Source organism: Pseudomonas sp. CBC3 (assembly GCF_037967085.1).
Taxonomy (GTDB): domain Bacteria; phylum Pseudomonadota; class Gammaproteobacteria; order Pseudomonadales; family Pseudomonadaceae; genus Stutzerimonas.
The window spans coordinates 604408-631238 of the sequence record NZ_JBANEO010000002.1 but is presented as its reverse complement, the minus strand read 5'-3'; the positions used below and the strand labels follow the sequence as shown (position 1 = coordinate 631238).

General features: G+C 59.7%; 25 protein-coding genes and 1 tRNA gene. 8 read left to right on the top strand and 18 right to left on the bottom strand.

What is annotated here, in order from left to right; translation table 11 throughout:
• The first annotated feature begins 247 nt into the window (after window positions 1-247).
• Window positions 248-946 (top strand): tRNA (N6-threonylcarbamoyladenosine(37)-N6)-methyltransferase TrmO, encoded by a 699-nt coding sequence (tsaA, locus tag V6943_RS10080; protein ID WP_340553702.1) that lies wholly within the window; start codon window positions 248-250, stop codon window positions 944-946.
• Between the two features lie 12 nt (window positions 947-958).
• Here the strand turns inward: tsaA and V6943_RS10075 are convergent, their stop codons facing one another.
• From V6943_RS10075 to V6943_RS10040, 8 genes are all read right to left on the bottom strand, one after another.
• On the bottom strand, window positions 959-3496 hold the full coding sequence (locus V6943_RS10075) for a penicillin acylase family protein (RefSeq protein ID WP_340553382.1): 2538 nt from the start codon (window positions 3494-3496) through the stop codon (window positions 959-961).
• A gap of 68 nt (window positions 3497-3564) precedes the next feature.
• Window positions 3565-4029: a DUF2489 domain-containing protein gene (locus V6943_RS10070; RefSeq protein ID WP_340553381.1), complete on the bottom strand. Its 465-nt coding sequence runs from the start codon at window positions 4027-4029 to the stop codon at window positions 3565-3567.
• Window positions 4030-4036: 7 nt separating this feature from the next.
• Window positions 4037-4228 carry an SEC-C metal-binding domain-containing protein gene (locus tag V6943_RS10065; protein WP_131648349.1) on the bottom strand — a complete coding sequence of 64 codons (192 nt, stop codon included), beginning with the start codon at window positions 4226-4228 and terminating at the stop codon, window positions 4037-4039.
• A gap of 9 nt (window positions 4229-4237) precedes the next feature.
• The gene (locus V6943_RS10060; RefSeq protein WP_131648348.1) at window positions 4238-4735 is read right to left on the bottom strand and encodes an LEA type 2 family protein; all 498 of its coding nucleotides are present in this window, start codon (window positions 4733-4735) and stop codon (window positions 4238-4240) included.
• 174 nt (window positions 4736-4909) lie between these two features.
• A complete protein-coding gene (locus V6943_RS10055) occupies window positions 4910-5644 on the bottom strand; it encodes an S-methyl-5'-thioinosine phosphorylase (RefSeq protein ID WP_340553380.1) in 735 nt (244 codons plus the stop codon).
• A gap of 14 nt (window positions 5645-5658) precedes the next feature.
• The gene (gene nagZ, locus V6943_RS10050) at window positions 5659-6657 is read right to left on the bottom strand and encodes a beta-N-acetylhexosaminidase (RefSeq protein ID WP_340553379.1); all 999 of its coding nucleotides are present in this window, start codon (window positions 6655-6657) and stop codon (window positions 5659-5661) included.
• A 16-nt stretch (window positions 6658-6673) separates the two neighbouring features.
• Window positions 6674-7198 carry a L,D-transpeptidase gene (locus V6943_RS10045; protein ID WP_131648346.1) on the bottom strand — a complete coding sequence of 175 codons (525 nt, stop codon included), beginning with the start codon at window positions 7196-7198 and terminating at the stop codon, window positions 6674-6676.
• A 39-nt stretch (window positions 7199-7237) separates the two neighbouring features.
• Complete coding sequence (locus V6943_RS10040) at window positions 7238-7945, bottom strand: TetR/AcrR family transcriptional regulator (protein WP_131648345.1); 708 nt, start codon at window positions 7943-7945, stop codon at window positions 7238-7240.
• Window positions 7946-8139: 194 nt separating this feature from the next.
• Here V6943_RS10040 and lexA point away from each other — a divergent pair, with 194 nt between their 5' ends.
• Window positions 8140-8748, top strand: a complete 609-nt coding sequence (gene lexA, locus V6943_RS10035; RefSeq protein ID WP_181102494.1) for a transcriptional repressor LexA — start codon at window positions 8140-8142, stop codon at window positions 8746-8748.
• A gap of 170 nt (window positions 8749-8918) precedes the next feature.
• Window positions 8919-9401 carry an SOS-induced cell division inhibitor SulA gene (sulA, locus tag V6943_RS10030; protein WP_340553378.1) on the top strand — a complete coding sequence of 161 codons (483 nt, stop codon included), beginning with the start codon at window positions 8919-8921 and terminating at the stop codon, window positions 9399-9401.
• A gap of 66 nt (window positions 9402-9467) precedes the next feature.
• Here the strand turns inward: sulA and V6943_RS10025 are convergent, their stop codons facing one another.
• Window positions 9468-9704 (bottom strand): hypothetical protein, encoded by a 237-nt coding sequence (locus tag V6943_RS10025; protein WP_131648343.1) that lies wholly within the window; start codon window positions 9702-9704, stop codon window positions 9468-9470.
• A gap of 207 nt (window positions 9705-9911) precedes the next feature.
• Here V6943_RS10025 and V6943_RS10020 point away from each other — a divergent pair, with 207 nt between their 5' ends.
• Window positions 9912-10751 carry a DMT family transporter gene (locus tag V6943_RS10020; RefSeq protein ID WP_340553377.1) on the top strand — a complete coding sequence of 280 codons (840 nt, stop codon included), beginning with the start codon at window positions 9912-9914 and terminating at the stop codon, window positions 10749-10751.
• 33 nt (window positions 10752-10784) lie between these two features.
• Here V6943_RS10020 and V6943_RS10015 read toward each other — a convergent pair whose 3' ends face one another.
• The 5 genes from V6943_RS10015 to fadB all read right to left on the bottom strand — a co-directional run bounded on the left by V6943_RS10015 (window position 10785) and on the right by fadB (window position 17985).
• Window positions 10785-11303 (bottom strand): DUF6586 family protein, encoded by a 519-nt coding sequence (locus tag V6943_RS10015; protein WP_340553376.1) that lies wholly within the window; start codon window positions 11301-11303, stop codon window positions 10785-10787.
• A gap of 114 nt (window positions 11304-11417) precedes the next feature.
• Window positions 11418-14024, bottom strand: coding sequence for a type I DNA topoisomerase (topA, locus tag V6943_RS10010; protein WP_340553375.1), 2607 nt, complete (start codon window positions 14022-14024; stop codon window positions 11418-11420).
• Between the two features lie 310 nt (window positions 14025-14334).
• On the bottom strand, window positions 14335-14562 hold the full coding sequence (locus V6943_RS10005) for a DUF1653 domain-containing protein (RefSeq protein WP_131648339.1): 228 nt from the start codon (window positions 14560-14562) through the stop codon (window positions 14335-14337).
• 81 nt (window positions 14563-14643) lie between these two features.
• On the bottom strand, window positions 14644-15819 hold the full coding sequence (gene fadA / locus V6943_RS10000; RefSeq protein WP_131648338.1) for an acetyl-CoA C-acyltransferase FadA: 1176 nt from the start codon (window positions 15817-15819) through the stop codon (window positions 14644-14646).
• An 18-nt stretch (window positions 15820-15837) separates the two neighbouring features.
• Window positions 15838-17985, bottom strand: coding sequence for a fatty acid oxidation complex subunit alpha FadB (fadB, locus tag V6943_RS09995; protein ID WP_340553374.1), 2148 nt, complete (start codon window positions 17983-17985; stop codon window positions 15838-15840).
• Between the two features lie 402 nt (window positions 17986-18387).
• Here fadB and V6943_RS09990 point away from each other — a divergent pair, with 402 nt between their 5' ends.
• Together V6943_RS09990 and V6943_RS09985 are read left to right on the top strand one after the other, a co-directional pair.
• Entirely contained in the window at window positions 18388-20421 is a 2034-nt protein-coding gene (locus V6943_RS09990) for a S9 family peptidase (protein ID WP_340553373.1), read from the top strand.
• Window positions 20422-20575: 154 nt separating this feature from the next.
• Window positions 20576-20938: a YgaP-like transmembrane domain gene (locus V6943_RS09985; protein WP_131648335.1), complete on the top strand. Its 363-nt coding sequence runs from the start codon at window positions 20576-20578 to the stop codon at window positions 20936-20938.
• 109 nt (window positions 20939-21047) lie between these two features.
• Here the strand turns inward: V6943_RS09985 and V6943_RS09980 are convergent, their stop codons facing one another.
• From V6943_RS09980 to V6943_RS09965, 4 genes are all read right to left on the bottom strand, one after another.
• Window positions 21048-21335, bottom strand: coding sequence for a topoisomerase II (locus tag V6943_RS09980; RefSeq protein ID WP_131648334.1), 288 nt, complete (start codon window positions 21333-21335; stop codon window positions 21048-21050).
• 64 nt (window positions 21336-21399) lie between these two features.
• Complete coding sequence (locus V6943_RS09975) at window positions 21400-22620, bottom strand: aspartate aminotransferase family protein (protein WP_340553372.1); 1221 nt, start codon at window positions 22618-22620, stop codon at window positions 21400-21402.
• Window positions 22621-22737: 117 nt separating this feature from the next.
• A complete protein-coding gene (locus V6943_RS09970; RefSeq protein ID WP_340553371.1) occupies window positions 22738-23433 on the bottom strand; it encodes a crotonase/enoyl-CoA hydratase family protein in 696 nt (231 codons plus the stop codon).
• Between the two features lie 163 nt (window positions 23434-23596).
• Entirely contained in the window at window positions 23597-24901 is a 1305-nt protein-coding gene (locus V6943_RS09965; protein ID WP_340553370.1) for an HD-GYP domain-containing protein, read from the bottom strand.
• A gap of 235 nt (window positions 24902-25136) precedes the next feature.
• On the opposite strand from V6943_RS09965, the gene V6943_RS09960 reads away from it, so the two are divergent.
• Window positions 25137-25226 (top strand) — tRNA-Ser (locus tag V6943_RS09960).
• A 1141-nt stretch (window positions 25227-26367) separates the two neighbouring features.
• The gene (locus V6943_RS09955; RefSeq protein ID WP_181102523.1) at window positions 26368-26721 is read left to right on the top strand and encodes a rhodanese-like domain-containing protein; all 354 of its coding nucleotides are present in this window, start codon (window positions 26368-26370) and stop codon (window positions 26719-26721) included.
• Window positions 26722-26831: the final 110 nt, after the last annotated feature.

Below are 26831 nucleotides of genomic sequence, written 5' to 3'. Positions count from 1 at the left end.
ATGTCCCAGGTTATTCGGCAAGCCTCACCCCTTCGGGGCCGCGCTAAAGCGCGTTCTGCTGCGCAGTCGAGTCCAGGTCGCGGAGCCAAACTTCAAAGCCTCGGTTCATACCGGGGCTTTTTTGTGGGCGGATGGAAAGATTATTTGGCAAGCCTCCCTTCGGAGGTGCCTGCTGCGCAGCCATTGAACATACCACCCTGCGCCAGCAGGTAAGATGGCCGCTTTCTTCACCGCATACAGCACGCGCATGTCCTATTCCGTATCGCCCATTGGTTTCATCCGCTCCTGCTTCAAGGAGAAGTTCGCCATTCCTCGGCAGCCGCAACTGGCACCCGCGGCACGTGGCGTTCTTGAGTTGCTGCCGCCGTTCGACCAGGCCCATGCGATCGAAGGCCTCGAACAGGTCAGTCACGTCTGGCTGCTATTTCTCTTCCATCAGACGCTGGAAGCCGAGCCACGCCTGCGGGTACGTCCGCCGCGACTAGGTGGCAACCGTATGGTAGGTGTCTTCGCGACCCGCGCGACGCACCGCCCGAATGGGATTGGACAATCGGTGGTCAGGCTGGAAGGGATCGCACCTGGCCGCCTGCAGCTGTCGGGAATCGATCTGCTGGACGGCACGCCGGTGCTGGATATCAAACCTTACGTGCCGTATGCCGATGCAATCACCAATGCTCACAACGGCTTGGCTGCCGATGCGCCGGAGCCGATAACCGTGCGCTGGACCGAGACGAGTCTGCAACAGGCCCGTAGCGAAGCCCTGCGGTTGGGCGAGCCGCTGCAGGAGTTGATCGAACAGTGTCTGGCTCAAGACCCGAGACCGGCCTATCAGACGCCTTCACCGGCACGCCGTTACGGCACGCGCCTGTGGGACATCGATGTGCGCTGGCACTACCCTGATCCAGCGTCCATCACCGTGCTGGAAGTGGCCCGGGTACCGCACTAGGTTGCCCCGACGCTACTGACGCGCCGGGGTGAGCAATAGCCGTTGAGTACCGTAGACCTTGTCCAGATTCTCGGCCTTGAACGGAAAGCTCATGTATCCGCCTTTCAACCACGCATCGATACCGTCGGCATAGTGCGGGCTGGCCGGATTACCTGACTGACCGGAGCTGTTAAGTCCCATCATCGGTTCATCGCGTCCGAAATCGACAATGATGCGCATGGCCGGGATCAGCCAGGTATCGAAGTTGTCGCCCCAGCGATAAGCGGAAACGTTCAGGGTGCTGTGATCGCCTCCCGCCGCGAACGGGCCGCGGTCGAGATAGTTGGCGATGGCGTTGATCCCAGCACGCTGACTGGCCGACATGTAGGGCGCTAGCTGTGTGGTCCCGGTTTGCCAGGTGTAGCTGTGCAAGCCACCCCAGCGCCAGGCACCGCGATCCAGCCCCTGGGCGGCTTCCATGCGTTTGGTTGCCGCTGCCAGGGAGCGCGCCAGAATGGCGGGTTTGTCCTCTTTTAGCGGCGTGCTCAGGTCATCCCAGAACGGGCTGTCGTCGCGACCGAGCAAGTGGTCCGCCTGCGCCGAGTAGGATGTGTTGGCGATATCCACCAGTCCCTTCCATGCAGCACTGGTGTCCGGCCCGAGTTCGTCGAGGAAGGTCTGTCGCGCCGACTCCGTCAGGAAGGCGGCATACAGAGCGGCGTCGGCGGAGTTTGCGGCGAGCTTACCATCGAACCTCAGAAGGCTCGTAAGCGCCTCGCGCGCCCTGTCTCGCTCAGGTGCGGCGAGCGTATCGATGGCGGTTTTCAGCGACTCGACCATTCCTGGCGCCTGCAGCATCGTTTGCAGCTTGGCAGCAAAGGTCGTGGTCTGGTCGTATTGCATGGCGATTGCACTGCGGCTGTCCTGTTTGCCCTGAGCAAGCAGCTCGGCAATGCGCTCGCCACGTTCCGGGTAAAACCAGGAGTTTGATAACTGCATGCCGTAGCCTTTGGCGACGGTGCGCTGATTGGCAGTTGCCAGCCAGCCTTGTGACGGGTCCTGATCATAGGGGTGCAGCATGGGATCGGCGAAGCCATCCCAGTCGTAGCGGCCCTCCCAACCTGGTGACGGCATCAGACCCAGGCCTTCGCGACGATTGGGATAGCGCCCGGTCACCTGCCAGCCGGTGCTCTGCTCATCGGCAAAAACGATATTGAGTGCCGCGGCACGGATTTCACGAGCCGCCTCGAACGCTTGATCCACCGATTGCGCGCGAGTCAGGTCGAAAAACGCATCCAGCGACCGATCGCCTTCGAACTGCGTGGTTTTCAGCGCAAGCCCGTAACCGCTACTCAGCTGCAAAGGTTGCAACGGATGCTTGCGCTCGCCCAGTACGCTGTTCAGCAATGGGCCATTACGGGTCTCGTAAACTGTCTCGCGCTGCGGCCGTCCACCTTTGACGAAAAAAGTCTCGTGGCGCTCTCGGGCAGGCACCCATTTACCATCGGCGAGATAAAGCAAGCGGCCACCCTCACGGCGTACCTGCTCCAGAAACAGATCCTGGTTATCTCCCATGACCATCGTCATGCCCCAACCGAGCTTGCCGTTGAAGCCCGCGACCACGGCGGGCACGCCTGCGGTCGTCACCCCCGCAGCCTGGAATCTAGGCGAACGGATCTGCACGAAATTCCAGTAAGAGGGCAACGACAACGGCAGGTGCGTGTCATTGGCCATCAGCGGTTTGCCGCTGCGGGTGTTGCTGCCGGATACGGCCCAGTTGTTCGAAGCGGCGACACCCAGCATGTTCAGTGAGGCAACCTGGGAAGCAGCGTTATCGAGCGCAGCAAGTCCCGGTATGTCTCCACTCAACTTGAGTCCCTTAAGCTTCTGGGCCTCTTCGAATGGCAGCGGCTCGTCAGGATAGACGGGCATCAGCCAAGCGAGCTTGTCGCTGCCGACTTTCTGCGCCATGACCAGCGACGCGATTTCTTCCTGCAGATTCACCGCCAGGCCGAAATTCAGCAGGCAGAACACCAGCACCGAGTCCTCAGCTTTCCAATATTCAGGGGTGTAGTCGGCGGCGGCCAGATCCATCGGCAGCCTGTCGCGATGGCGGAACAGGTATGCATTGACGCCTCGCGTATAGACTTCGAAGAAACGCTTCATTCGCGGCGACGCATCGCGATAGAGCAAGGCAGCGCTTTTTCGAAGATCGACAGCGCGCATGAAGCGATCGATATCCAGCACACCAGGCCCAGCCATCTCTGCAAGCCGCCCTTCAGCAATGAGACGCAAGCTGACCATCTGGCTCAAGCGATCTGTGGCATGGACATAACCCAGGCCGAACAACGCATCGTGGAACGTCGCCGTCTCGATCAACGGCATTCCCAGCGTGTTGCGTCGAATACTTACGCTCTTGTCCAGACCGGTAATTGCCTGGACGCCATGTGAGGGCGGAAGACTGTCGCTGTAGCGACTGTCCAGGTAGGCCTGACAACCGCTGAGGCCGCCAGTGATCAATGCAGCGCCCAGAGTCAGGCGAAACAGAACGAACGGCAGACGCAGAGACATGATGGCTCCTTGCAGGCAGGGCATGAGGAATAGACAGGATAGAGGATGCGATGCGTATGCCGTCGCGCTCAGGCGGCTTCCCGAGCTTTCGGCAAGACGTCGTCGAGCAACCAGCGAGCGGACCGGCGAGCCGCTGCCTTGTGTTGCAGTTCGAGCGCACTGAAGTTGGCTTCGTGACGGCGGCGTTCGGTTTTGTCCAAGGCTTTCCAGGCGGCGTGCGTGGGTACCTGTTCGGTTGCCTCGAAGAGCGTCTGAAATACTTGGCAGCGCGGATCCTGCCCAAGGCTCGAATCGTAATTGTCCAGCAGAACCTTGATCCGAATCGCGCCTTCGATCAGCGGCACCTGCTCGTCGAGCAGGCTGCCGGCGAGCACGCGCAGATCAGCCGCAAGCGCCACTTGCTGCTGCGCCTGCAGGGCCGCGAGTTGTTGCTCTCTGCGCCAGACCCTGCGCCACAGATGCAGAGCGTATCCAGCCAGCGCCACAATCAGCAACAGGCCAGCAACGAACAGCACAATGGCAAGGGGCGTCATGAGCGGATCAGGCTCCGTGGCACTTCTTGAATTTTTTCTGGCTACCGCAGGGGCAAGGGTCGTTGCGGCCGACATCCTTCAGCGGATTGCGTACCGGATCATGGCTGTGATTGCAGTGCGGGCCGTGAACATGAGGTGCATGGTCGTGATCGTGGTCGTGATTGCAATCGGGACCGTGCACGTGGGTTTCGTGGTTCATGAGGTGTCGCTACTCCGGGATAAAGTTGCCGGGGATTATCTCGCCATTGGTGGAGATGTGCACGCGTCGCCCGAGCATCAAACCAGTTTTCAGCTCACCATCCAGACGATAGGCGATCGGCCGATCCGGCTTCTCGAGCAAGCGCACGATGTACTTCATATGCCGCCAGAGATTGGTGTGGATGGGCACTTCGTAGTAGTCGAAGCCATGACCGGGAACTGTCGTCCAGCCGCTGGACTCGCCGCTCGCCAGCTCAATGTCGTTGAGATGAACTCTATAGATCAGGCCACGTACAGGTAGGCTCTGCTCATTGGGATTGTCGATGCGAAAACGCAGCATGAACTGCTGCTCAAGGAGTCTCGCCTTGATGATCTCAACATCGGTAAGCTGAACCCGAGGATCTTTGAAATCGCCGCTGAACCAGGTCGAACAACCCGCAAGGCCAGACAGCAGACCCAGCAAAACCACTGCTCTCGATATTCTTCTTATAAGTGAGTGGCAAAGCATTCCGGTACTCCAAAGGACGGCCAAGTGTAGCAAGCGGCAGATCAGCTGCAATGGGTGTATGGCGAAATTAGCATGTCCCTGCTACGTCTTTGCTACTCCTGCCGCTGCCATGGTCCCGTCGCGCTCTGCTCACCTTTCGGCCTCCCCCCAGAACGCCGCTGCGTCTGCGTTCAATCAACCAAGCGCTCGTGCAAGCACCGCCCGCGTCTTGACTATCCCTTCCGCCAGCGCCGCTTCGATTTCAGCCATAGTGATCACACCGGTGGTTTTGCCGGCGGCCGGATTGACCACCAGTGCCAGGCAGGCGTACGGCAGCTCAAGCTCGCGAGCGAGCACCGCTTCGGGCATGCCGGTCATGCCGACGATATCGCACCCATCGCGCTCCATTCTGGCAATTTCGGCCACTGTCTCCAGCCTCGGCCCCTGGGTACAGCCGTAAACGCCATGACTGCTGAATAGGTAGCCCTCGGCAGCCAGACCGGCAATCAGACGTTGACGCAGCGGTTCGTCGTAGGGGTAGCTGAAATCGACGTGAGTGACGTGCTTGATGTCGCCCTCGAAGAAGGTGTGCTCACGCCCATAGGTGTAATCAATGAGCTGATGCGGTACACACAAGTGGCCCGACCCCATCGCCGAATGGATGCCGCCGACGGCGTTCACCGCGACGATCGCCTGCGCCCCGGCGCGCTTGAGCGCCCATAAGTTGGCGCGATAGTTCACCTGATGCGGCGGGATGCGATGCGGATGACCATGGCGCGCCAGAAAGAGTATTTCTCGACCAGCATATTTCCCGCGCAGAATTTCCGCTGATGGCGGGCCGTAGGGCGTTTCCATGGGTACAGCTTCATGCAGGCTGAGCCCCGGCAGCTCGGTGAGCCCGGTGCCGCCAATAATGGCGTGGACTGTCATCTTTGTTTCCTTGGTCAAACGATCAATTCGGCTGCTTTGAGCGCGGCAATCGATGCGCGCCAACGCGGATCCTGCTTGTATTCCAGCGAGCCTGAAACACGACTGCGCATCTTCGCCAGCATCGGTGACGGTTGCGCGCCGCGACGCTGCAGCGCCGACAGTGCCAGTTCAGCTGCACCCCTGTCGTTACACACCAGCCCCATGTCGCAGCCCGCCGCAAGCGCTGCCTCGATGCGACTCGCCGCATCACCCGCGACATGCGCACCGGCCATCGACAGATCATCGCTGAAGATCACGCCCTGGAAGCCCAGCTCTTTGCGCAGGATGTCCTGGAGCCACCTTTGAGAGAAACCAGCCGGTTTGTCGTCTACCTGTGGATAAATCACATGGGCCGGCATTACCGCATCCAGTTCGCCAGCTAGCCGCCGGAACGGGATCAGGTCACGCTGGCGAAGCGCCTCGAGCCCTCGCTCATCGACCGGGATCGCCACGTGCGAATCAGCCTCGGCCCACCCATGGCCCGGAAAATGCTTGCCTGTGGCTGCCATTCCAGCGCTGTGCATACCCTTAATGAACGCGCCCGCAAGCTCGGTAGCGCGCTGCGGATCGCCCTCGAAAGCGCGTGAACCAACCACTGCGCTGCGTTGATGATCGAGGTCGAGCACTGGCGCGAAGCTAAAATCCAGTCCAACCGCCAATACTTCCGTGGCCATCACCCAACCGCAGATTTCCGCAAATTGCGGTGCATCGGCGCGCGACGCGAATTCGCGCATCGCCGGTAGGCGGATGAAATCACGCCGCAGCCGTTGAACGCGTCCGCCCTCCTGATCGACCGCAAGCAAAATGTCAGGCCGTACAGCCCGAATCGCACGGCAGAGTTCCTGCACCTGACGCGGGTTTTCGATATTGCGCGCGAACAGAATCAACCCGCCTACTTCCGGCTTACGCAGCAACTGGCGATCCTCGGCGGTCAGCCAAGTGCCGGCGATGTCCAGCATCAATGAACCTTGCATGATATTGAGCAGATCCTTAATTCAGCGTTGCGCTCGACCAATCGGGGCATGCCGCTTCGCCTATCTGTACGGCACAACCAGCCGGCACCCGCGGGAACAGATCGAGCAAGTCGGCATTGCGCAGCCTGATGCAGCCGTGAGAGAGCGGTACGCCCATGGGCTCTGAATCAGGCGTGCCATGCAAATAGATGTATCGACGGAAGGTATCGACCGCGCCCATTCGGTTGTATCCGGGCTCGCAACCGCTGAGCCAAAGAATGCGGGTCAGTATCCAATCGCGTCCTGGGTAGCAATCATGCAGTTCCGGGCTCCAGACCTCGCCAGTCCAACGGCGGCCACGCAGAACAGCGTCGGCCGGCAATCCTTCGCCGATGCGCGCGCGCACCCGGTGAAGGCCACGCGGCGTACAACCGGAACCGTTGCGTTCCCCCGCACCATTAAGGGCGGTCGACACGGGAAGCCTGAGGCGCAGCCTGCCTTCGGAAAATCCGTAGAGCAGCTGGTCGGCAATTGAGATATGGAGTAAATCGAGATCAGACATGGGCGGCAAGCTTAGCCGATCGTTCCCAAACCGTGCACCTCAACTCTTGGCCGGCATTGCCAATGCATTGCGACGGGCAATGGCGTGAGCCTGCGCCAGGTCGGGATCGTCCACGCCGGAATCAGCTCGCATACCGGCCGCCAGAAACGGAACCATCATCCGCATGACCTGCTCGATGGACGTTCTGGCACCGAAGTCGTTCTCGGCTATCGCCCTCAGCGCCTTGATGCCCGACATGCTGAACGCCGCCGCGCCGAGCATGAAATGTACGCGCCAGAACAGTTCGATCGGCGGAATCGAAGGGGCAGCCTCATGCACCCGCATCATGTAGCGACGGAAGACCTTGCCATACATATCTTCGAGGTATCGCCGCAGGTGGCCCTGGCTCTGGCTGAAGGACAGGCCCAACAGGCGCATGAAGATCGACAGGTCGTCGCCACTGCGCGGCGTCACCGCCAGCGCCTGCTCGACGAGGATCTCCAGCAGCTCTTCGAGACTTTCCTTTCTGTCGGACTGGGCTTCACGCCTGTCCAACTCACGCTCGAGACTCACACAGAACGGGCCGAGAAAACGCGAGAAGACCGCCTGGATCAGGGCCTTCTTCGAACCGAAGTGGTAGTTCACCGCAGCCAGATTCACCCCGGCCTTACTGGTGATAAGACGAAGCGAAGTCTCGGCGAAGCCTTTCTCAGCGAATAACTGTTCCGCTGCGTCAAGAATACGCTCCACTGTTTCAGACTGCGCCATGCCCCCTCCTCCGACAAACACTTGTTTGAAACTTACGTTTCAGCCCACATCAAGTCAACCATCAAAGCGCCTGAACGCTTTCGCTTTCAACCAAAGTTAGCGGCACGCTCCTCCAGCTCCCCACCAAACAACGATTGCCAAGCATCAGGCACTGTATATAATCCCAGTCACTGTATAAAAGCACAGAGACGCTCATGATCAAGCTGACCCCTCGCCAGTCGGAAATTCTTTCGTTCATCAAGCGCTGCCTGGAAGACAACGGCTACCCACCTACGCGGGCGGAGATCGCTCAAGAGCTGGGATTCAAATCGCCCAATGCGGCCGAAGAGCATCTGAAAGCGCTGAACAAAAAAGGCGCTATCGAGATGACGCCTGGCGCATCGCGCGGGATACGTATTCCCGGCTTCGAACCCGCAGCCGAGGAAAGCGGCTTGCCGATCATTGGGCGAGTCGCCGCTGGCGCGCCCATTCTGGCTCAGCAACATATAGAAGAGTCCTGCCAAATCAATTCGACATTCTTTCACCCGAAAGCCGATTACCTATTGCGCGTGCACGGTATGAGCATGCGAGACATCGGCATTTTTGACGGAGACCTGTTGGCCGTCCATACCACACGAGAAGCGCGCAACGGTCAGGTCGTTGTGGCCCGCATCGATGATGAGGTCACTGTGAAACGTTTCAAGCGTGAGGGCCACAAGGTTTGGCTACTGGCCGAAAACCCTGAATTTGCCCCAATCGAAATCGATCTCAAGGAACAAGAGCTTATTATCGAAGGGTTGAGTGTCGGTGTGATACGCCGCTAACAGACCGTTAAAAAAGGTAGGCAAGACGAGGCGCGACGACCTACGGAAAAACAGCCGAAGATGCGGACCGGCCTCGCTTACGAGCTGACTGTTTGAATGAGCGCCTGAGGCTGTTTTTAACGAAGTATTGGCAATGCAGGCAGTTTCAACAGCCTGCCAAGGAGAGGTTGATGCAGTACCACCCCCAGCCCACCACAGGCAAACCACCGCAGCTGTCCTTGTTCGAAGGCCTGATTGCACATCGCTTGATGCCAATTCAGGAAGTCGTCCGCAGCAAGTCAAAAGAAACCGATGACAGCCTGAGCGAAATGACCCTGAGCGGTAGTAGTGATCACTGTCACCTGCTGCTCGCATCCATCCTTCGAGATCTTAGCGAAGCTGCCGATACGCGCTGGCTAACACTGATTGCGCCACCCGCATCGCTTTCACAAAGCTGGCTGCGAGATACCGGACTCAACCGCGACCGCATTCTGTTGTTGCAAGCCCGAGAGACGCAAGGTGCTCTTGAGCTGGCATGCAAAGCGCTCATGTCAGGCTGCAGCCATACGGTCATCACTTGGCTGCCGCGCCTCGACAAACATGGTCGGCTGAAACTCCGCGCGACAGCGGACCAAGGTAGCGCGCGCAGTTTGAACATACGCTTGGGAAACTGACCCCAGCTGCTCGGCATAAGGAAGTGCCGAAACCCGCCCAGCCGCATAGGCAACCAGGCAGCCTTCTCAATGTAGTACGCGCGGCCCCTCTTCCTCCCGCTCGAACTCCCCTTCTGATACTCGTCCCGCCATTTGCACGCCGACATTGAACATCGCCTTGGCGATTTCGACATGCTGACCTTGCAGGAACACCTTGGCATCGTCGGAAAAATCCAGCGTGACCAGAACACCCTCATCCTCAGCACGACGCAGCACGATGGTACCGTCGGGTAGCTCGACGATTTCCAGAAACGATGTTGGCATGAGTCTGTTCCCCGTGAAACGGCGCATTGTAACAGCCGACCGACTTGTCGGCTGCCCTTGGCTTCTCCACGTGAGAACCGTGCCGTGCTCATCATGGGAGCGGTGGGCTTAAAGCAGGTGCGCCGTCGATCAACGACACAGTAGGATGGGACTTTATAGACGTCCGGACAGCAGTCAGGACAGCCCTAGCCGCTTCAAGGACTCAGGATGAGCACAAGAACCTTACTGTTGACCGCATTGGCCATGCTCGCCTTTGCTGGCAATTCGCTGCTTTGCCGTGCCGCATTACGTGACAGCCAGATCGACCCTACAAGCTTTACCGCGCTGCGCCTGCTGGCCGGGGCGCTGGTGCTGTGGCTACTGCTACGGCTACGTAACGGCCCTTCGGCTGCAGCTGGCGGCTGGTATGGCGCCCTCGCGCTCTTTGCCTATGCTGCAGCGTTCTCGTATGCCTATTTACACCTCGATGCTGGCGCTGGAGCATTGCTGCTGTTCGGTGCCGTGCAGCTGAGCATGATTGTCTGGGGTCTCATCACAGGAGAGCGGCTATCCCGCCTGCAGATCACTGGACTGGTACTGGCTGCAGGGGGACTGGTCACAATCCTTCTACCCGGCACGAGCATGCCGCCGCTATCGGCTTCGTTGCTGATGGTAATTTCAGGTGTCGCCTGGGCAGCCTATTCGCTGCTTGGAAAAGGCGCGCCCGATCCGCTGGCCGCCACCGCTGGGAATTTCATTCGCAGCCTGCCGTTCATGGCCGTGCTTTGCCTACTGGCTTTGGATGGGCTCGAATGGGACCGCGCAGGAGTCATATACGCCTTGTTATCCGGCGGGCTGACATCGGGTGTCGGCTACGCGATCTGGTATGCCGCGTTACCTGGCCTTACGGCTATTCAGGGCGCCAGCGTGCAGCTGAGTGTGCCGCTTATCACTGCGCTTGCGGGCAGCTTGCTGCTCGGGGAAACGCTAACCGTCCAACTCTTGATTGCCGGTGTTGCAATCCTGGGCGGCATCGCTCTGGTCCTGCGGGTCAAGCACAACACATGACGCAGCCCCGGAAAGCCGCATAAGGCTTTCCGTTCACCACTCGGTGAGCGATTCGCGGAAGCGCAAGGCCAGATCCTTCAAATTGCTCCGCCAGGATTCCACATCCGCACGCGCCAATTCCGGGGTTTCTTCGTCCACGCTGATCGCCTCGATCAACGGCATGGTTGGATCGGTCTTGCGTTTGGCAGGAGCGCGTGGCGGCTCGAATAGCGCGGTATGGGCCTGCAACAATTGCGCAAGCCAGGTTTCGGAGTACGCGGCCAACTCGCTCAGCTCTGCAAGTTCCGGACTGGGAGAGGGATCGGTCGTCGGGCGCACCAACAGCAATTCGACACGCGGCGCGCTCGCTCCAGGCAGACGGTAATAACCGGCAATCTCATGGCAAAGGCCTAGCAGCGCGCCGTACAGGTGAAAAAGACTGGCCTCTCGCTCTGCCTGGATTACGCCGGGAGCGTTCAGCGCGCCATGCTCTTCGGCCCGACGCCAATTCTTGAGAGCGAGCCCGGCGAAATAGATCTTCTGATTGGTTCGGGTATACAGCTCATGAGCCATGGCGGGTCGCTCTCGTAGATCAGCGTCAAGAAAGTTGCAGGCACACCGCCTGCTTCCATCGAGGCTATGCGGCTTCCGTTCTGCCCAGCCTCGAGCTCTCTTTCCAGCTTCAGCCTATTTGGTGGTTTTGTCTTCTATCTTCCACTTGCTGCCATCGTAGAACGCCTTCCAGCCAGTCGGTTTGCCGCTCACCTCGGTCTGCACATACTGCTCCTTGGTTTTACGGCTGAAGCGGATAACGGCTGGGCGGCCTTCCGGATCCTTCTGCGGCGCACTCATCAGGAAGTGATACTTCGGGTCGATCTCGTCCTTGTGTGGAATCAGCTCCAACACCAGCGGTGCACGGGTTTCGCGGTTCTTTGGAAACTGACTGGCCGCAAGGAACAACCCGGATGCGCCGTCACGCAGAACATAAGTATCGTCCACCTTTTCGCACTTGAGTTCCGGCATCTTCACCGCATCCATCTTCGGCGGCGCCGCCTCACCACTTCTGAGTAGTTTGCGCGTGTTCTTGCACTCAGCGTTGGTACAACCGAAGAACTTGCCGAAACGACCGGTTTTGAGCTGCATTTCGCTGCCACACTTGTCGCATTCCAGGCTCGGACCTTCATAGCCCTTGATGCGGTACTGACCTTCTTCGATCTCGTAGCCGGTGCAGTCGGGGTTGTTGCCGCAGATGTGTAGTTTGTGCGTCTCGTCTAGCAGGTAGGCGTCCATGGCGGTGCTACAGATTGAGCAGCGGCGCTTGCCGAGCAATACTAGAGATTCGGATTCGCCCTCATCGTCGGCGGCGATCTCGTCACCCGGAATCAGATTGACCGTGGACTTGCAGCGCTCTTTCGGCGGTAGGCTGTAACCAGAGCAGCCGAGGAACACGCCCGTGGAAGCCGTGCGGATCATCATCGGTCGGCCACAGACCTTGCAGGGAATGTCGGTCAGCGTCGGCTGGTTGGCACGCATACCATTTTCGCCGGCCTCGGCGACATCCAGCTTCTTGCGGAAGTCGCCGTAGAATTCGTCCAGCACGTGCTTCCATTCACGCTCGCCCTGGGCGACGTCGTCGAGGTGCTCTTCCATGCCGGCGGTGAAGCCGTAATCCATCAGGTTGTTGAAGCTTTCAGACAGGCGCTCGGTGACGATGTCGCCCATCTTCTCGGAGTAGAAGCGACGGTTGTGCAGCGACACGTAACCGCGATCTTGAATGGTCGAGATGATCGCCGCATAGGTGGACGGCCGACCGATGCCACGCTTTTCCATCTCTTTGACCAGGCTTGCTTCCGAGAAGCGCGCCGGCGGCTTGGTGAAATGCTGGCTCGGGTCAAGCTGGAGCAGCACCATGGCATCGCCCTTGTTCATCTCCGGCAGTACATCGTCTTCGCCGCTCTTGCTCTGCTGTGGCATGACCTTGGTATAACCGTCGAACTTGAGAATGCGGCCCTTGGCACGCAGCTCGAAGTTCCCGGCTGTCACCGCGACGCTGGTGGACAGATACTGCGCCGGCGGCATTTGGCAGGCGACGAACTGGCGCCAGATGAGATCGTAGAGCCGCTCAGCATCACGTTCCATTCCGGACAGCTGCGCCGGCCGCAGATTGACATCGGACGGGCGGATCGCTTCGTGCGCTTCCTGGGCGCCTTCCTTGCTGGAATAAACGTTGGGCTTTTCCGGCAGGTACTTATCGCCGAACTCGTCCTGGATGAAGCCGCGCACCATGCCGACGGCATCGGCCGAGAGATTGGTCGAGTCGGTACGCATGTAGGTGATGTAACCGGCTTCGTACAAACGCTGGGCCATCATCATGGTTTTCTTCACGCCGAAGCCGAGGCGATTGCTCGCCGCCTGCTGCAGGGTCGATGTGATGAAGGGCGCGGACGGCTTGCTGCTGGTCGGCTTGTCTTCGCGCTTGGTGACGTTGTAGCTCGCCCCGCGCAACTGCTCCAGCGCAGCCATGGCATGAGCTTCGTTCAGCGGTTTGAACGCCTCGCCATTTTCGCGCGCCACTTCGAAGCGAACCTTGGCCTTGTCGGCGGTGGCCAGGTCGGCGTGAACTTCCCAATACTCTTCCGGAACGAAGGCGCGGATCTCACGTTCGCGCTCGACCACTAGCTTCACCGCAACAGACTGCACGCGCCCGGCCGACAGACCGCGGGCGATCTTGGCCCACAGCAGCGGCGAAACCATGTAGCCCACTACGCGGTCGAGGAAGCGTCGTGCCTGCTGCGCGTTGACGCGGTTGATATCCAGCTCGCCCGGTTTGGAGAAGGCTTCCTGGATCGCCTTCTTGGTGATCTCGTTAAACACCACGCGCTTGAAGCGGCTGTCGTCACCGCCGATGGATTCACGCAGGTGCCAGGCGATGGCCTCCCCCTCTCTATCCAAGTCGGTCGCGAGATAGATGGTGTCGGCTTCCTTGGCCAGGCGACGCAACTCTTCGATCACCTTTTCCTTGCCCGGCAGGATCTCGTACTTGGCTTTCCAGCCGTGCTCAGGGTCGATCCCCATACGGGTGAACAGCTGACGCTTGGCTTTTTCCTTCGGCGACAGCGCAGGAGCCTCGGCGACGGCCTTGCCACGCTTGGCCGGTTCGCGAGCCGCGGAACCGCTGGTAGGAAGGTCGCGGATGTGGCCGATACTCGACTTCACCACGTACTGGTTGCCCAAATACTTGTTGATTGTCTTGGCCTTGGCCGGTGATTCCACGATGACCAGCGATTTACCCATGGAGACGAGAGTTCCTGAATCGAGAGGTGAACTGAGAATATCGAACCGACAGTAGCCGGGCGTCACGAACGCTCGACCTGCCTGAAAGAAGCGAAGCAGCCCTTTTACGGGACTGCAAAGAGCAGTCATTTGCTCCGGAAATCTTTCGTACCCACGGCCAGAATCCATTGGCGGCCTGGCTGTCCGGTGGGTTTTGTACTGCCCGAAACCCGGCGAAGTCGCCAGCACTCGGTTTGAAAGCACCGCTATATATAGTGGCGATAGAGCCGAGGTCAAGCATAAGGGTTAAGCCAGAGTGGCCTGACGGCACTCAAAAACGGCTGGGCTCGGCTTCGACCAATGCAAAACGGGGGAGCGTTTCGCCGTCGACCTCCACCGTCTCGGTAAACATCGACAACGGACGCACCCAAAGACCGAAATCCCCGTAGAGCGCCTGATAGAAGACGACTGGTTCTTCGGTTTCGGAATGCCTGGCAACTGCATATACCCGGTACTCGGGGCCTTTGTAATGACGATAACGACCTGGTGTGACCTGCATCTGGACTGCCTCTGAAAAAATCACATACCCATCAAATGAAAACCGGGGCACGAGGCCCCGGTTTCCGTGTCACCGAACAGCTTAGACGCGTTCGAACACCGTGGTGATACCTTGGCCCAGACCGATACACATGGTGGAGACCCCCAACGTGCCGCCGTTCTGCTTCATGACGTTCAGCAGAGTGCCGGAGATACGCGCACCGGAACAGCCGAACGGGTGACCCAAGGCGATGGCGCCACCATGCAGGTTGACCTTCTGCTCCATCTTGTCGAGCAGTTTCAGATCCTTCAGCACGGGCAGCGCCTGAGCGGCAAAGGCTTCGTTGAGCTCGACGTGATCGATGTCGTCCATGGTCAGACCAGCGCGCTTGAGCGCCTTCTGGGTAGCCGGTACAGGACCGTAGCCCATGATCGCCGGATCGACACCAGCCAGCGCCATCGAGCGAATCACGGCCAGCGGCTGGATGCCAAGATCCTGAGCGCGCTGTGCGGACATCACGATCATGCAGGACGCGCCATCGGTGATCTGCGAGGAAGTCCCCGCCGTCACGGTGCCGCCCTTGGGATTGAACGCAGGCCGGAGGGTGGCCAGGCTTTCCAGGGTGGTTTCCGGGCGAATGGTTTCGTCGTAGTCGAAGACCTTGAGGAAGCCGTTCTCGTCATGGCCCTGCATCGGGATGATTTCATCCTTGAACAGGCCTTCGACGGTCGCCTTGTGCGCCAGACGGTGCGAACGCTCACCGAAGGCATCCTGCTGCTCACGGGTGATGCCATGCATCTTGCCCAGCATCTCAGCGGTCAGGCCCATCATGCCGGACGCCTTAGCGGCATACAGCGACAGCTGCGGGTTCGGGTCGACGCCGTGCATCATGCTGACGTGGCCCATGTGCTCGACACCACCGACGACGAACACATCGCCATTGCCGGTCATGATCGCCTGAGCGGCAGTATGTAGCGCACTCATCGACGAGCCGCACAGGCGGCTGACGGTCTGCGCAGCACTGGTGTGCGGAATGCGGGTCATCAGCGACGCCATGCGCGCGATGTTCCAGCCCTGTTCCAGGGTCTGGTTGACGCAGCCCCAGATCACATCTTCCACTTCTGCCGGATCGACTTTCGGATTGCGCGCGAGCACGCCTTCGATCAGTTGCGCGGACATGGTCTCGGCGCGGGTGTTGCGGTGCATGCCGCCCTTGGAACGACCCATCGGGGTACGGCCGAAGTCGACAATGACGACGTCTCTCGGATTAAGGCTCATATCTTCACTCTCGCTCGATTAACCGTAGAAGCGCTGGCCGTTGGCAGCCATTTCACGCAGCTTCGCAGTCGGGTGGTACAGCGGGCCCAGATCGGCGTACTTGTCCGCCAGCGCCACGAATTCGGCGACACCGATCGAATCGATGTAGCGCAGTGCACCACCACGGAAGGGTGGGAAACCGATGCCATAAATCAAGCCCATATCGGCTTCGGCGGCGGTCTCGACAATGTTGTCTTCCAGGCAGCGAACGGTTTCCAGGCACAGCGGGATCATCATGTAATTGATGATGTCCTCATCGGAGAGCTCGCGGGTCTCGCTGACGATCGGCTTGAGCAGCTCGTAGGACTGCGGGTCGACAACCTTCTTCGGCTTGCCCTTCTTGTCCACTTCATAGGCGTAGAAGCCCTTGCCGTTCTTCTGGCCCAGGCGGTTGGCCTCGTACATGACGTCGACGGCGGTCTTGCTGTCGTCCTTCATGCGGTCCGGGAAGCCTTCGGCCATGACGTCACGACCGTGGTGGCCGGTGTCCATGCCGACGACGTCCATCAGGTAGGCCGGGCCCATGGGCCAACCGAACTTCTCCATCACTTTGTCGGCGCGAGCGAAGTCGACACCGTGGGCGATGGCGCGGGCGAAGCCGCCGAAGTACGGGAACAGCACACGGTTGACCAGGAAGCCCGGGCAATCGTTGACCACGACCGGGCTCTTACCCATTTTCTTGGCGTAGGCAACCGTGGTGGCGATGGCGGTTTCGCTGGTCTTCTCGCCGCGAATAACTTCCACCAGCGGCATCATGTGCACCGGGTTGAAGAAGTGCATGCCACAGAAGTTTTCCGGACGCTTGAGCGCCTGGGCCAGCAGGCTGATGGAAATGGTCGAGGTGTTGGAGGCGATGATCGCATCTTCACGCACCAGGCTTTCGACTTCAGCCAGTACCGACTGCTTGATCTTTGGGTTCTCGACCACGGCCTCGACGACGATGTCGACATTGCCGAAATCACCATAGGAGGTGGTCGGGCGAATCGCATTGAGGGCTTCGGCCATCTTCGCTGGGGTCAGGCGACCCTTCTCGACGCGCTTGCCGAGCAGCTTGGACGCTTCGTCCAGGCCCATCTGGAGGCCTTCCTCGCGGATATCCTTCATCAGGATCGGCGTACCCTTGATGGCCGACTGATAGGCGATACCGCCACCCATGATGCCGGCACCGAGCACGGCAGCCAGTTTCACTTCACGGGCCTGCCTGTCGTAGTTCTTGGCCTTCTTCTTCAGCTCCTGGTCGCTGAGGAACAAGCCGACCAGGCTCTGCGCCACGGAGGTCTTGGCCAGTTTGACGAAGCCGGCGGCCTCGACTTCGATCGCCTTATCGCGACCGAAGTTGGCAGCTTTCTGAATGGTCTTGATCGCTTCGACCGGCGCCGGATAGTTCGGACCGGCTTGACCCGCGACGAAGCCCTTGGAGGTTTCGAAGGCCATCATCTGCTCAATGGCATTGAGCTTGAGCTTGTCCAGCTTCGGTTGACGCTTGGCCTTGTAGTCCAGCTCACCGGAAATGGCGCGATTGATCAGATCCAGCGCCGCTTCCTGCAGCTTCTCCGGAGCGACCACGGCATCGACGGCATGCACTTTCAGCGCATCTTCGGCGCGGTTTTCCTTGCCCGAGGCGATCCACTCGACGGCGTTGTCGACGCCAATCAGACGTGGCAGGCGAACGGTGCCGCCGAAGCCCGGGTAGATGCCCAGTTTGACTTCCGGCAGACCGACCTTGGCGGTAGCGGACATGACGCGGTAGTCGGCCGCTAGGCACATTTCGAAACCGCCACCCAGGGCGATGCCGTTGATGGCGACGACGGTAGGCACGCCCAGGTCTTCGAAATCACTGAAGATCTTGTTCGCTTCGAGGTTGCCGGCGACCAGTTCCTCGTCTGGGAGCTTGAAGTTGTCGACGAATTCGGTGATGTCGGCGCCGACGATGAACACGTCCTTGCCGCTGGTGACGATGACGCCCTTGACCGACGCGTCGGCCTTGATGGCGTCGACAGCCTGACGCAGGTCGTTGAGGGTGAGGCGATTGAATTTGTTGACGGACTCACCCTTGAGGTCGAAATTCAATTCGACGATGCCGCTCTCAAGAGCCTTAACCGTGATGGCTTTACCTTCGTAAATCATCAACTGATCTCCAGGAATGGAAGCTGAACGTTACGTGCCGCACGTCATCGGCCTGAACGACCGTCACCGAATTCGATGAAACGACACCCACCGACACGATAAACCGGGCTGACGGCATTTGCATGGCAAACGCTCGATTCATACGCCCGTTTGATTTGGGTAGCACACCTTCATGGAAAAGCGATCTGTTGTCAATCAGCTGTCTATCCGCTCGAAGACGCTCACCCTTGCCAGTCGAACAGTTAAGCCTAGCCAAGGCCTCAAATGCCGCCGCTGCGGATATGTCGGCGCGATGAACCCAAACCGCGCGGCGTCGTCACACTGACGAGGCACCTAGTACACTCCTCGCCTGCTTCACCTCGTTCAGCTGCGCCGCTCGCGGCCGCGTTTCAGGAGTTATGCATGTCTGTACCCATCGCCCGCGTCGAGAGCGGCCAAGATCCCTACAAGTGGCTGGAGAACCGTGGCGCACCTGAGGTGCTCGATTATCTGAAGGCTGAAAACGCTTACCTGGAGCGCCAGCTGGCAGACCAGGCCGAGCTGCGCGAAGTGCTGTTCCAAGAAATTAAGAGCCGCATCCGCGAGACCGATCTCTCGCTGCCCGCCCCATGGGGTCCGTGGCTTTACTACCAGCGCACCACGGCCGGGGATGAATACCCGCGTCACTACCGTTGCCCGCGCCCAGCGGACGGTTCGCTCACGGTCGATGAAAACGCCGAGCAACTGCTGCTCGACCCCAACGAACTGGCCGGTGAAGGCTTTCTTTCGCTGGGCGCCTTCAGCGTTAGCCAGGATCAGCGCAAGCTGGCCTACAGCCTCGACACCCAGGGCGATGAAATCTACCGGCTGTTCGTCAAGGATTTGGAGAGCGGCGAAGTCACCGCCCTGCCCTTCGACAATTGTGACGGCAGCATGACCTGGGCGAACGACCATCAGACATTGTTCTTCGGCGAACTCGACGACACCCACCGCCCGCACAAGATCTATCGCCATCGCCTGGGAGAAGAAGGCCGCAGCGAGGTCTACCACGACCCGGATGGCCGCTATTTCGTGCATTGCTACCGCACCAGCTCTGAGCGCCAGTTGGTGATCCTGTCCAACAGCAAGACCACCAGCGAAGCCTGGGTACTGCCGGCCGATGAACCGGAAGGCCGCTGGACCTGCCTTGCCCCTCGCGAGGAGAACCACGAGTACTACCCCGACCACGGCCAGCTTGACGGCGAATGGCGCTGGTTCGTGCGCAGCAACCAGACCGGCATCAACTTCGCGCTGTATCAGGCGGCGGAAAGCGCGCCGCAACGGGAAAAATGGCAAGAGCTGGTCGCACAAGACGACGCGGTGATGCTCGAAGAGATCAGCCTGAATGCTAGTGCCCTTACTCTCAGCCTGCGCGAAGCCGGCCTGCCGATCATCGAGGTACGGCCGCAGAACGATGCACCCTATCGCCTGCAACTGCCGGACGCGGCTTACAGCCTGCACGTGCAGAACACCCTGGAATTCGACAGCCCGGTGATCCGTCTGCGCTACGAAGCGCTCAACCGTCCCGCGCAGATTCGTCAGCTGCAGCTTGCCAATGGCGAACAGAAGGTTCTGAAAGAAACCCCGGTGGAAGGCCCCTTCGACGCCGATGCCTACGAAAGCCGGCGCATCTGGGCAACCGCAGCGGATGGCACGCAAGTACCGATCAGCCTGGTGGGTCGCAGTGAGACGTTCGGCAAAGCCGCACCGCTTTATCTGTATGGCTACGGCGCTTACGGCCACAGCCTCGATCCCTGGTTCTCCCATGCGCGGCTGTCGCTGCTCGACCGTGGTTTCATCTTCGCCATCGCCCACGTGCGCGGCGGCGGCGATCTTGGCGAAGCCTGGTACCGCGCCGGCAAGCTGGAGCACAAAACGAACACCTTCGGCGACTTCATCGCCTGCGCGGAGAAACTGATCGCCGATGGCTATACCACGCCGCAACGCCTGGCCATCAGCGGTGGCAGTGCCGGTGGTCTGCTGATCGGTGCGGTGCTCAATCAGCGTCCGGAACTCTTCGGTGTCGCCATCGCCGAAGTGCCCTTCCTCGACGTGCTCAATACCATGCTTAACGAAGAGCTGCCCCTGACCGTCACCGAGTACGACGAATGGGGCAACCCCAACGAGCCGGACGTGCACGCGCGAATGAAGGCCTACGCGCCCTACGAGAATGTCCAGGCGCAAGCCTATCCGGCAATCCTCGCGGTCGCCGGCTACAACGACAGTCGGGTCCAATACTGGGAGGCGGCGAAATGGGTAGCCAAACTTCGCGCCAGCAAGACCGACGACAACCTGCTGCTGTTGAAGACCGAACTCGGCGCCGGCCATGGCGGCATGAGCGGTCGTTATCAGGGGTTGAAGGATGTGGCCTTGGAATACGCTTTCGTACTCAAGGTTTTCAATATGGCGAAGCGCTAAGGCGTCAAAGCTTTCACACTGCATGACCCGAGACATCTGCAGTGAGTCTGGGCTGATGGTGCCGTTCTGTAGACCGCAGGTTTACCGACTTGTGGTCGGAACGCCTCCGGCGCGCCGGGGTCACCTATCACACCACTGTTCGGAGCGATCACCCATGACCAGGACATCCTCAAACCAGGCATCGCAAAATGTGCATGGCTGGGAGCGCGCGGCATCGATCGCAGGCGGGCTCTACTTCCTCGGCAAGGGCATCGGCCGCGGTGGTCTGGGCGGGCTATTGCAGCTGGCGGTGGGCGGTATGGCCCTGGCACGCGGCGTGACGGGACACTGCGAAGCCAAGCGCGTGCTTTGCGAAGTGAACGACCAAGCCAAAATGGCTGAAGGCAACTACCGGAGCATGCCGCTGGAGCGCAGCGAAGCGGACCAGGCGCGAATGAAAGCCAACGCTCAGGCAGCCACCTCTACCGCGACGGTCACCGGCAACGATTCACTCGCCAATCCTCCAACCGGCGTCTGAGCAATAACCGGCGCGCTTCGGGCGGGCGCGCCAAGCCGAAGCCGATTGCAGTCGCCCGACTCAGACCAGCGCGTCACAGCTCGACAAGTTGCCGAGCGCAAGCGGTCCGTCAGTGGTCGTGGCCGCAGTCCGGCCCATGAACATGATCGTCTTCGGCCGACTCGACGGGCTCCATCTCGAGCTCGAGACTGACCAGATTAGTAGCCAGCGGGCGCAGCAGCAGATTGGCGTATTCAGTGTCACCGTCTTCCACGTCAACGCCGATCATCAGCTGGTTGTTGCCGACCTGTTGAATCCACACCTCCCGTCCTTGCCACATCACGGCAAAACGGGTGCAGGACGTTTCGAGCTGAGTACCGTCTACGTCTTCCAGGATCAGTTGCAGGCTATCGCTCATGGTCAAAACTCTCGATGGATAAAGAAGGCAGGACGTTAGCCGCCCAGCCGGATTCAGGCCTTGATCAGGCCTGGGTCAATTTCGCCGCCGCCCGCTCGAAGCGAGCGAGACCTTCAGCGATATCGTCTTCCTCGATGATCAGGCTCGGTGCCAGACGGATGACATCAGGACCGGCTTGCAGAATCATCAACGCTTCCCTTTCGGCGGCATCGAAGATCTCTCTTGCGCGGCCTTTCCACGCCTCGTTCAACACGCAGCCGATCAGCATGCCCATACCGCGCACCTGATCGAACAGTCCGTAGCGCTGACCAATCTCCAATAGCCCGCGTTTGAAGCGCTCGTGCCGCTCCTTGACGCCGTTCAAAACCTCCGGGGTGTTGACGATATCGACCACCGCTTCGGCCACCGCGCAGGCGAGCGGATTGCCGCCATAGGTGGTGCCGTGGGTGCCAACACTGAAATGTGCGGCGATTTCATTTGTGGTCAGCATCAACCCGATCGGGAAACCGCCACCGAGGCTCTTGGCGTTGGTCAAGATATCCGGCGTGACCCCGTAATTCATGTAGGCGAAAAGCTCGCCGGTACGGCCCATGCCGGTCTGAACCTCATCGAAGATCAGCAATGCGTTGTGCTCGTCACACAGCTTGCGGGCCCCTTCGAGATAAGCCTGATCGGCCGGCAGAACGCCGCTTTCACCCTGAATTGGCTCAAGCACCACGGCGCAGGTTTTATCGGAAATAGCGGCGGCCAACGCATCGAGATTGTTGTAAGGAACGTGGCTGACGCCCTGAATCTTTGGTCCGAAACCGTCGGAGTATTTTGGCTGGCCACCGACCGTCACGGTGAACAGCGTCCGACCATGGAAGCTGTTTACTGCGGAGATGATTTCGCATTTCTCTGGTCCGTGATTATCGAAGGCATAGCGGCGCGCCAGCTTGAATGCCGCCTCGTTCGCTTCGGCCCCGGAATTACAGAAAAACGCCCGATCGGCGAAGGTCGCGGCGACCAGCTTCTTGGCCAACCGCAGCGCCGGTTCGTTAGTGAAAATATTGGAGATGTGCCACAACTTGCTGGCCTGCTCAGTCAGCGTAGCCACCAGTGCCGGATGGGCATGACCAAGCACGTTCACGGCGATGCCGCCGGTAAAGTCGATCAGTTCTCGCCCGCGCTGATCCCATACTCGCGAACCCTGGCCACGCACGGGGATGAAGGCGGCGGGTGCGAAAGTGGGAACGATGACCTGGTCGAAATCTGCGCGTTCTACCGGGGTGTGCGGGGCGGACATCAGGGCTCTCCTGCGAGGCGATACGATAGGAATGAAAACGCCCCGCCATGGCGGGGCGTTGCACTCGCAGTTTAAACGCAGGTCCGCCAGGAATGGACGGTCCGGCGAAAATTATCTTCAGGAGACGACTGAATGTTGCTTGTCCAGTACGATGGCCTGATCCAAGGTTTCCAGCAGCGCCTTGCGTACCTTGAGTTTGGTGTTCTTGTGGGCCGTCATGTTGATTTTTTTCAGCTGTGCCGCGGTCGCTTTGGCGATGTCCATTAGCTCACCAGCAGGAACGATCTTGTCGAGGAAGCCGGCTTCGAGCGCCGCCTGCGGAGAGAAGATTTCGCCGTTGATCACCGAACGCTGGAACGCCGGTTTGGTCAGCCGATCCCGCGCCAGTTCGATACCCGAATGGTGCATCGTCATGCCGATCTGCACTTCATTGAGACCAATGTTGAATGCGCCGTCGACACCGATGCGGTAGTCGGCGGAAAGCAGCAGGAACGCCCCCTTGGCAATGGCATGTCCGGGGCATGCCACGATAATCGGGAAGGGATGGGCAAGCATTCGTCGCGTGAAGGCCGAACCGGTGGCCACAAGGGCAATGGCGCTTTCAGGCCCGGAAGTCATCACCTTGAGGTCATAACCGCCGGACAGAATCCCCGGCTGGCCGGTGAGAATCAGCACCGCGCGGTCTTGCTCTGCACGATCGAATGCGGCGTTGAGCGCGTCGAATACGGCCGGCGCCAGCGCATTGACCTTGCCATTGTTCAGAGTCAGCGTGGCAATGCCGTCTTCGAGGTCGTAGGAAACCAGATCACTCATGACGAATATTCCTTGTTAGAAGTGCGCAGACGTTACCCAGCACAACCCGCAAGGTAAAGCGTCGTGACTGACTGACAAGTCATATTGGCCGCGTCATCAGTGCAGTACGAGCGTCGCAGCGTTCAATGTTCAGCAGAAAATTCGCGGTTCAAAGGCGGCTGGCTTAGCTCTCGGCTGTATCCGGCTCAAGTTCGAGCACGGCAAGCAACTCGGGGTGCAGGAGCGTCTGCAACTGCGGATCGGCGATGAACAGATCGTAGGAGCCATCGGCAATACCGCCGCTGATCCGATAGGGCGTGCCATCGGCATCGACGGTCAACTGGGAAAGATCCAGATAACGAGGCTCGCAAGGCATCTTGTTTGCGTCCCGCATGACCACAACTTTGGGCCGCAGGTGCAACTGCTGATGCTTCTCCAGCACCAGCGCGATTTCACCAGTATGCAGCTCGACCAACGTCCCTACCGGGAACACCCCGAGCCAACGAATGAATTCATTCACCAGACTCTCGTCGAATTGCTGGCCGGCACTGCTGCGCAGCACGTCGTAGGCAGTCTGGATCGGGCGCGCATCGTCATAGGTGCGATGGCTGGTGATCGCATCGAAGGCATCGACGATGGTAATCACTCGCGTGGTGAATGGAATCTGATACTGATCGAGCCCTTGCGGATAACCTTTGCCATCCAGCCGCTCATGATGCCCGTACGCGGCGTGGACGGCGGCAGCGGGGATATCATTCTGGCCACACAAGGCCTCGTAGCCGAACGATGGGTGTAACTTGATGTGCTCGAACTCTTCCTGGGTCAGCTTCCCCGGCTTGTTCAAAATGGCGGGATCGATCTTCATCTTCCCGACGTCGTGCAGCAGCCCGGCGACGCCCAACAGCTCTATTTTCTCGTCGGGCAACCCAAGGTGCGTCCCGAAGCCCATCGCCAGAATGGAGACGGAGAGGCAGTGCAGGCTGGTGTACACGTCCCTAGACTTCAGACGCGTCAGCCAAAGCATGGCGCTCTCGTTGCGCAGCATGCTCTCCAGGTTCCGCTTGACCAGCGCCTGGCAGGCCTTGGTATCGATCACTCGCCCCTGCTGGACATCCAAAAGCACCCGATCCAGCACCAGTGCGCTACTTCGATAGGCTTCGCGCGCTTCCTGCACTTCAAGCGAGAGCGGGATGCGCGACATCTTGCGCTTCACCCGTAGTGGCGTCGCCGAAGGCACCATCATCTGGCCCTGATCGAGCAGCACCCGACGGGTGTCATCGACGAAAACGTAGTCGCAGCGTTCGCGCACCGCCTGGATATGCTCCAGTTTGAGCAGCGGGAATCCTTGGAATAGAAAGTCGGTCTGGCGCCACGGTCGATCCAGCTCGCATATATACATGCCGAGCTCCAGATGACTGACGTGCAGACGCCGCTTCGTAGCAACTTCCGCCACGTCAGGCCGCTTGCGCTTGCTTTTGAATAACTTCATCGAAGCCTGTCCTGGCTCTTTATATTCGCGACGCTCGACTCCGCTTGCGTAAAGCACCGAGATATTACTAGAGCTAAGAACCTCAAAATTTAATATAGGTTCACTTCAACCCTACGTTTCGCCCGCATTCTAACGGTGCGTTAACCACATGAAAGATCTAAAAAACTTTTTGCCATCCGCGTTCTCTTCGGCTACATTAGCGCGCCTCGACGGACATCAAGCCCCGTCGAGACCCGGTGAGGTGTCCGAGCGGTTGAAGGAGCACGCCTGGAAAGTGTGTATACGAGAAATCGTATCGTGGGTTCGAATCCCACCCTCACCGCCAGACTCGAAACATACAAAGCCCCGATTATCGGGGCTTTGTCGTTTCTACCGTTCGCAATACCATCAGAAGTGCCGAGGACATTTCGCCTCACGCAGCCATACGATCCATGCCCGCCTGGAAATGCACCGCAACGAGGCCATCACCCGATCGGTCAATTACCACTGGCTCCGCCGGCTGCGGAGCCCGCTGGGCTGCTACCGGGTCCTCTGGTCCCGTTACCGCCTGATGTTCCGATTCCACCCGCGGCTGCGCCGTTTTCGGGGCTGACGTTTCCATTGGCACCACGATTGCGGATGGGCTGAACGGGCGTACCGGTGGTCGTCGACCTACCAGACTCCACCGTCGATCTTCCCGGACCAGTGGTTGTGATCGGACTATCGCTATTACCCGGCTGCGTGACCCCGGGGTTAGGAGCGCCACCACTCGGGGCCTGTCCGGGCTGAGTTGCGTGTGTGCCGACCGAATTGTTCGGACTGGCAGAGCCCGCTGCGCCCGACTCGGCCGCCGAGCCGCTGGATACTCCAGGCTCGCGAATGGCGTTGATCTCGTCCCCGATCCGTTGGCGATTTTGCTCCATCTCAGCGCCGATCTGGTCACGTTCCTGCTGCAGGGTCATGCTTTCTTCTTCGGCATTCGCCGCGCCTGAAACGATCAGGGCGAACAGCATTGCCGGCACGCCAAGCCTGTTCATGGTTAGTCTCCATTCATGGTGTTCATTTCATGGACAACAAAAACCACGCAGCTGCGCACGAGGGATGATCAGCCCAAAAGCTAACCCGTCAGGTCGCGCCTGAATGAAAACTCACGTCTACTGGTCTGTAAATTGCTTGAGATTAAGCCCACGCCTTCGAGAGTGATCATCAGGCCGTTGTCGGACAGCGGATCAGACCGATGCCGCTACCACAAACCTATTACAGCGCGCCGCAATTCATCGGCGCGTAATTTTTCGGCACGACGCGCGACGGGTGAGCCGGACAACCGGAGCCCGCGCGCCAGATCAATAAAAAGGCCGCTACCATGTTCAAACACAAGAAGTTCAGGCAGGCCACCATGATCCTGATCGCTACGGCGATCATCCTGATCCTGCCGAACCTGACCCGCCTGATCAGCTGATCGCCCAAGCGCGGCACGAGAGGAACCCATGCACCGACTGTTCCTGTTATTGATGATGGCGACCGGCACAGCGATTGGCGGCGAAATTGATCAGCCCGCCGCGCTGGCCGCGTTGCAACGCGCCGACAGTATCCTGATCGACGTTCGCACCGCGCAGGAGTACGCCGAAGGCGCTTTGCCTGGAGCAACGCGAATCGAGACCCAGGATCTCTCCGAGCGCATCGCCAGTGTCGCCCCCGACAAGGACGCCCCGATCGTTCTGTACTGCCGCAGTGGTCGTCGCTCGTCCGCCGCTCAGGATATCCTCCAGGACATGGGTTATCGCCAGGTCATCAATGCTGGCGCCTATCAGGACTTGCAAGCAGTCGTTCCACCGCGCTGAGCCGCGCGCTTTTGCTCATCGCCGTCAGCGTCATCTCCCTTCGCCTTTAGCGGGAACTAATGCGTAGCAGCGGCTACTGAAAAAGAAGCCGCTATTTTTGCGCCTGCCCG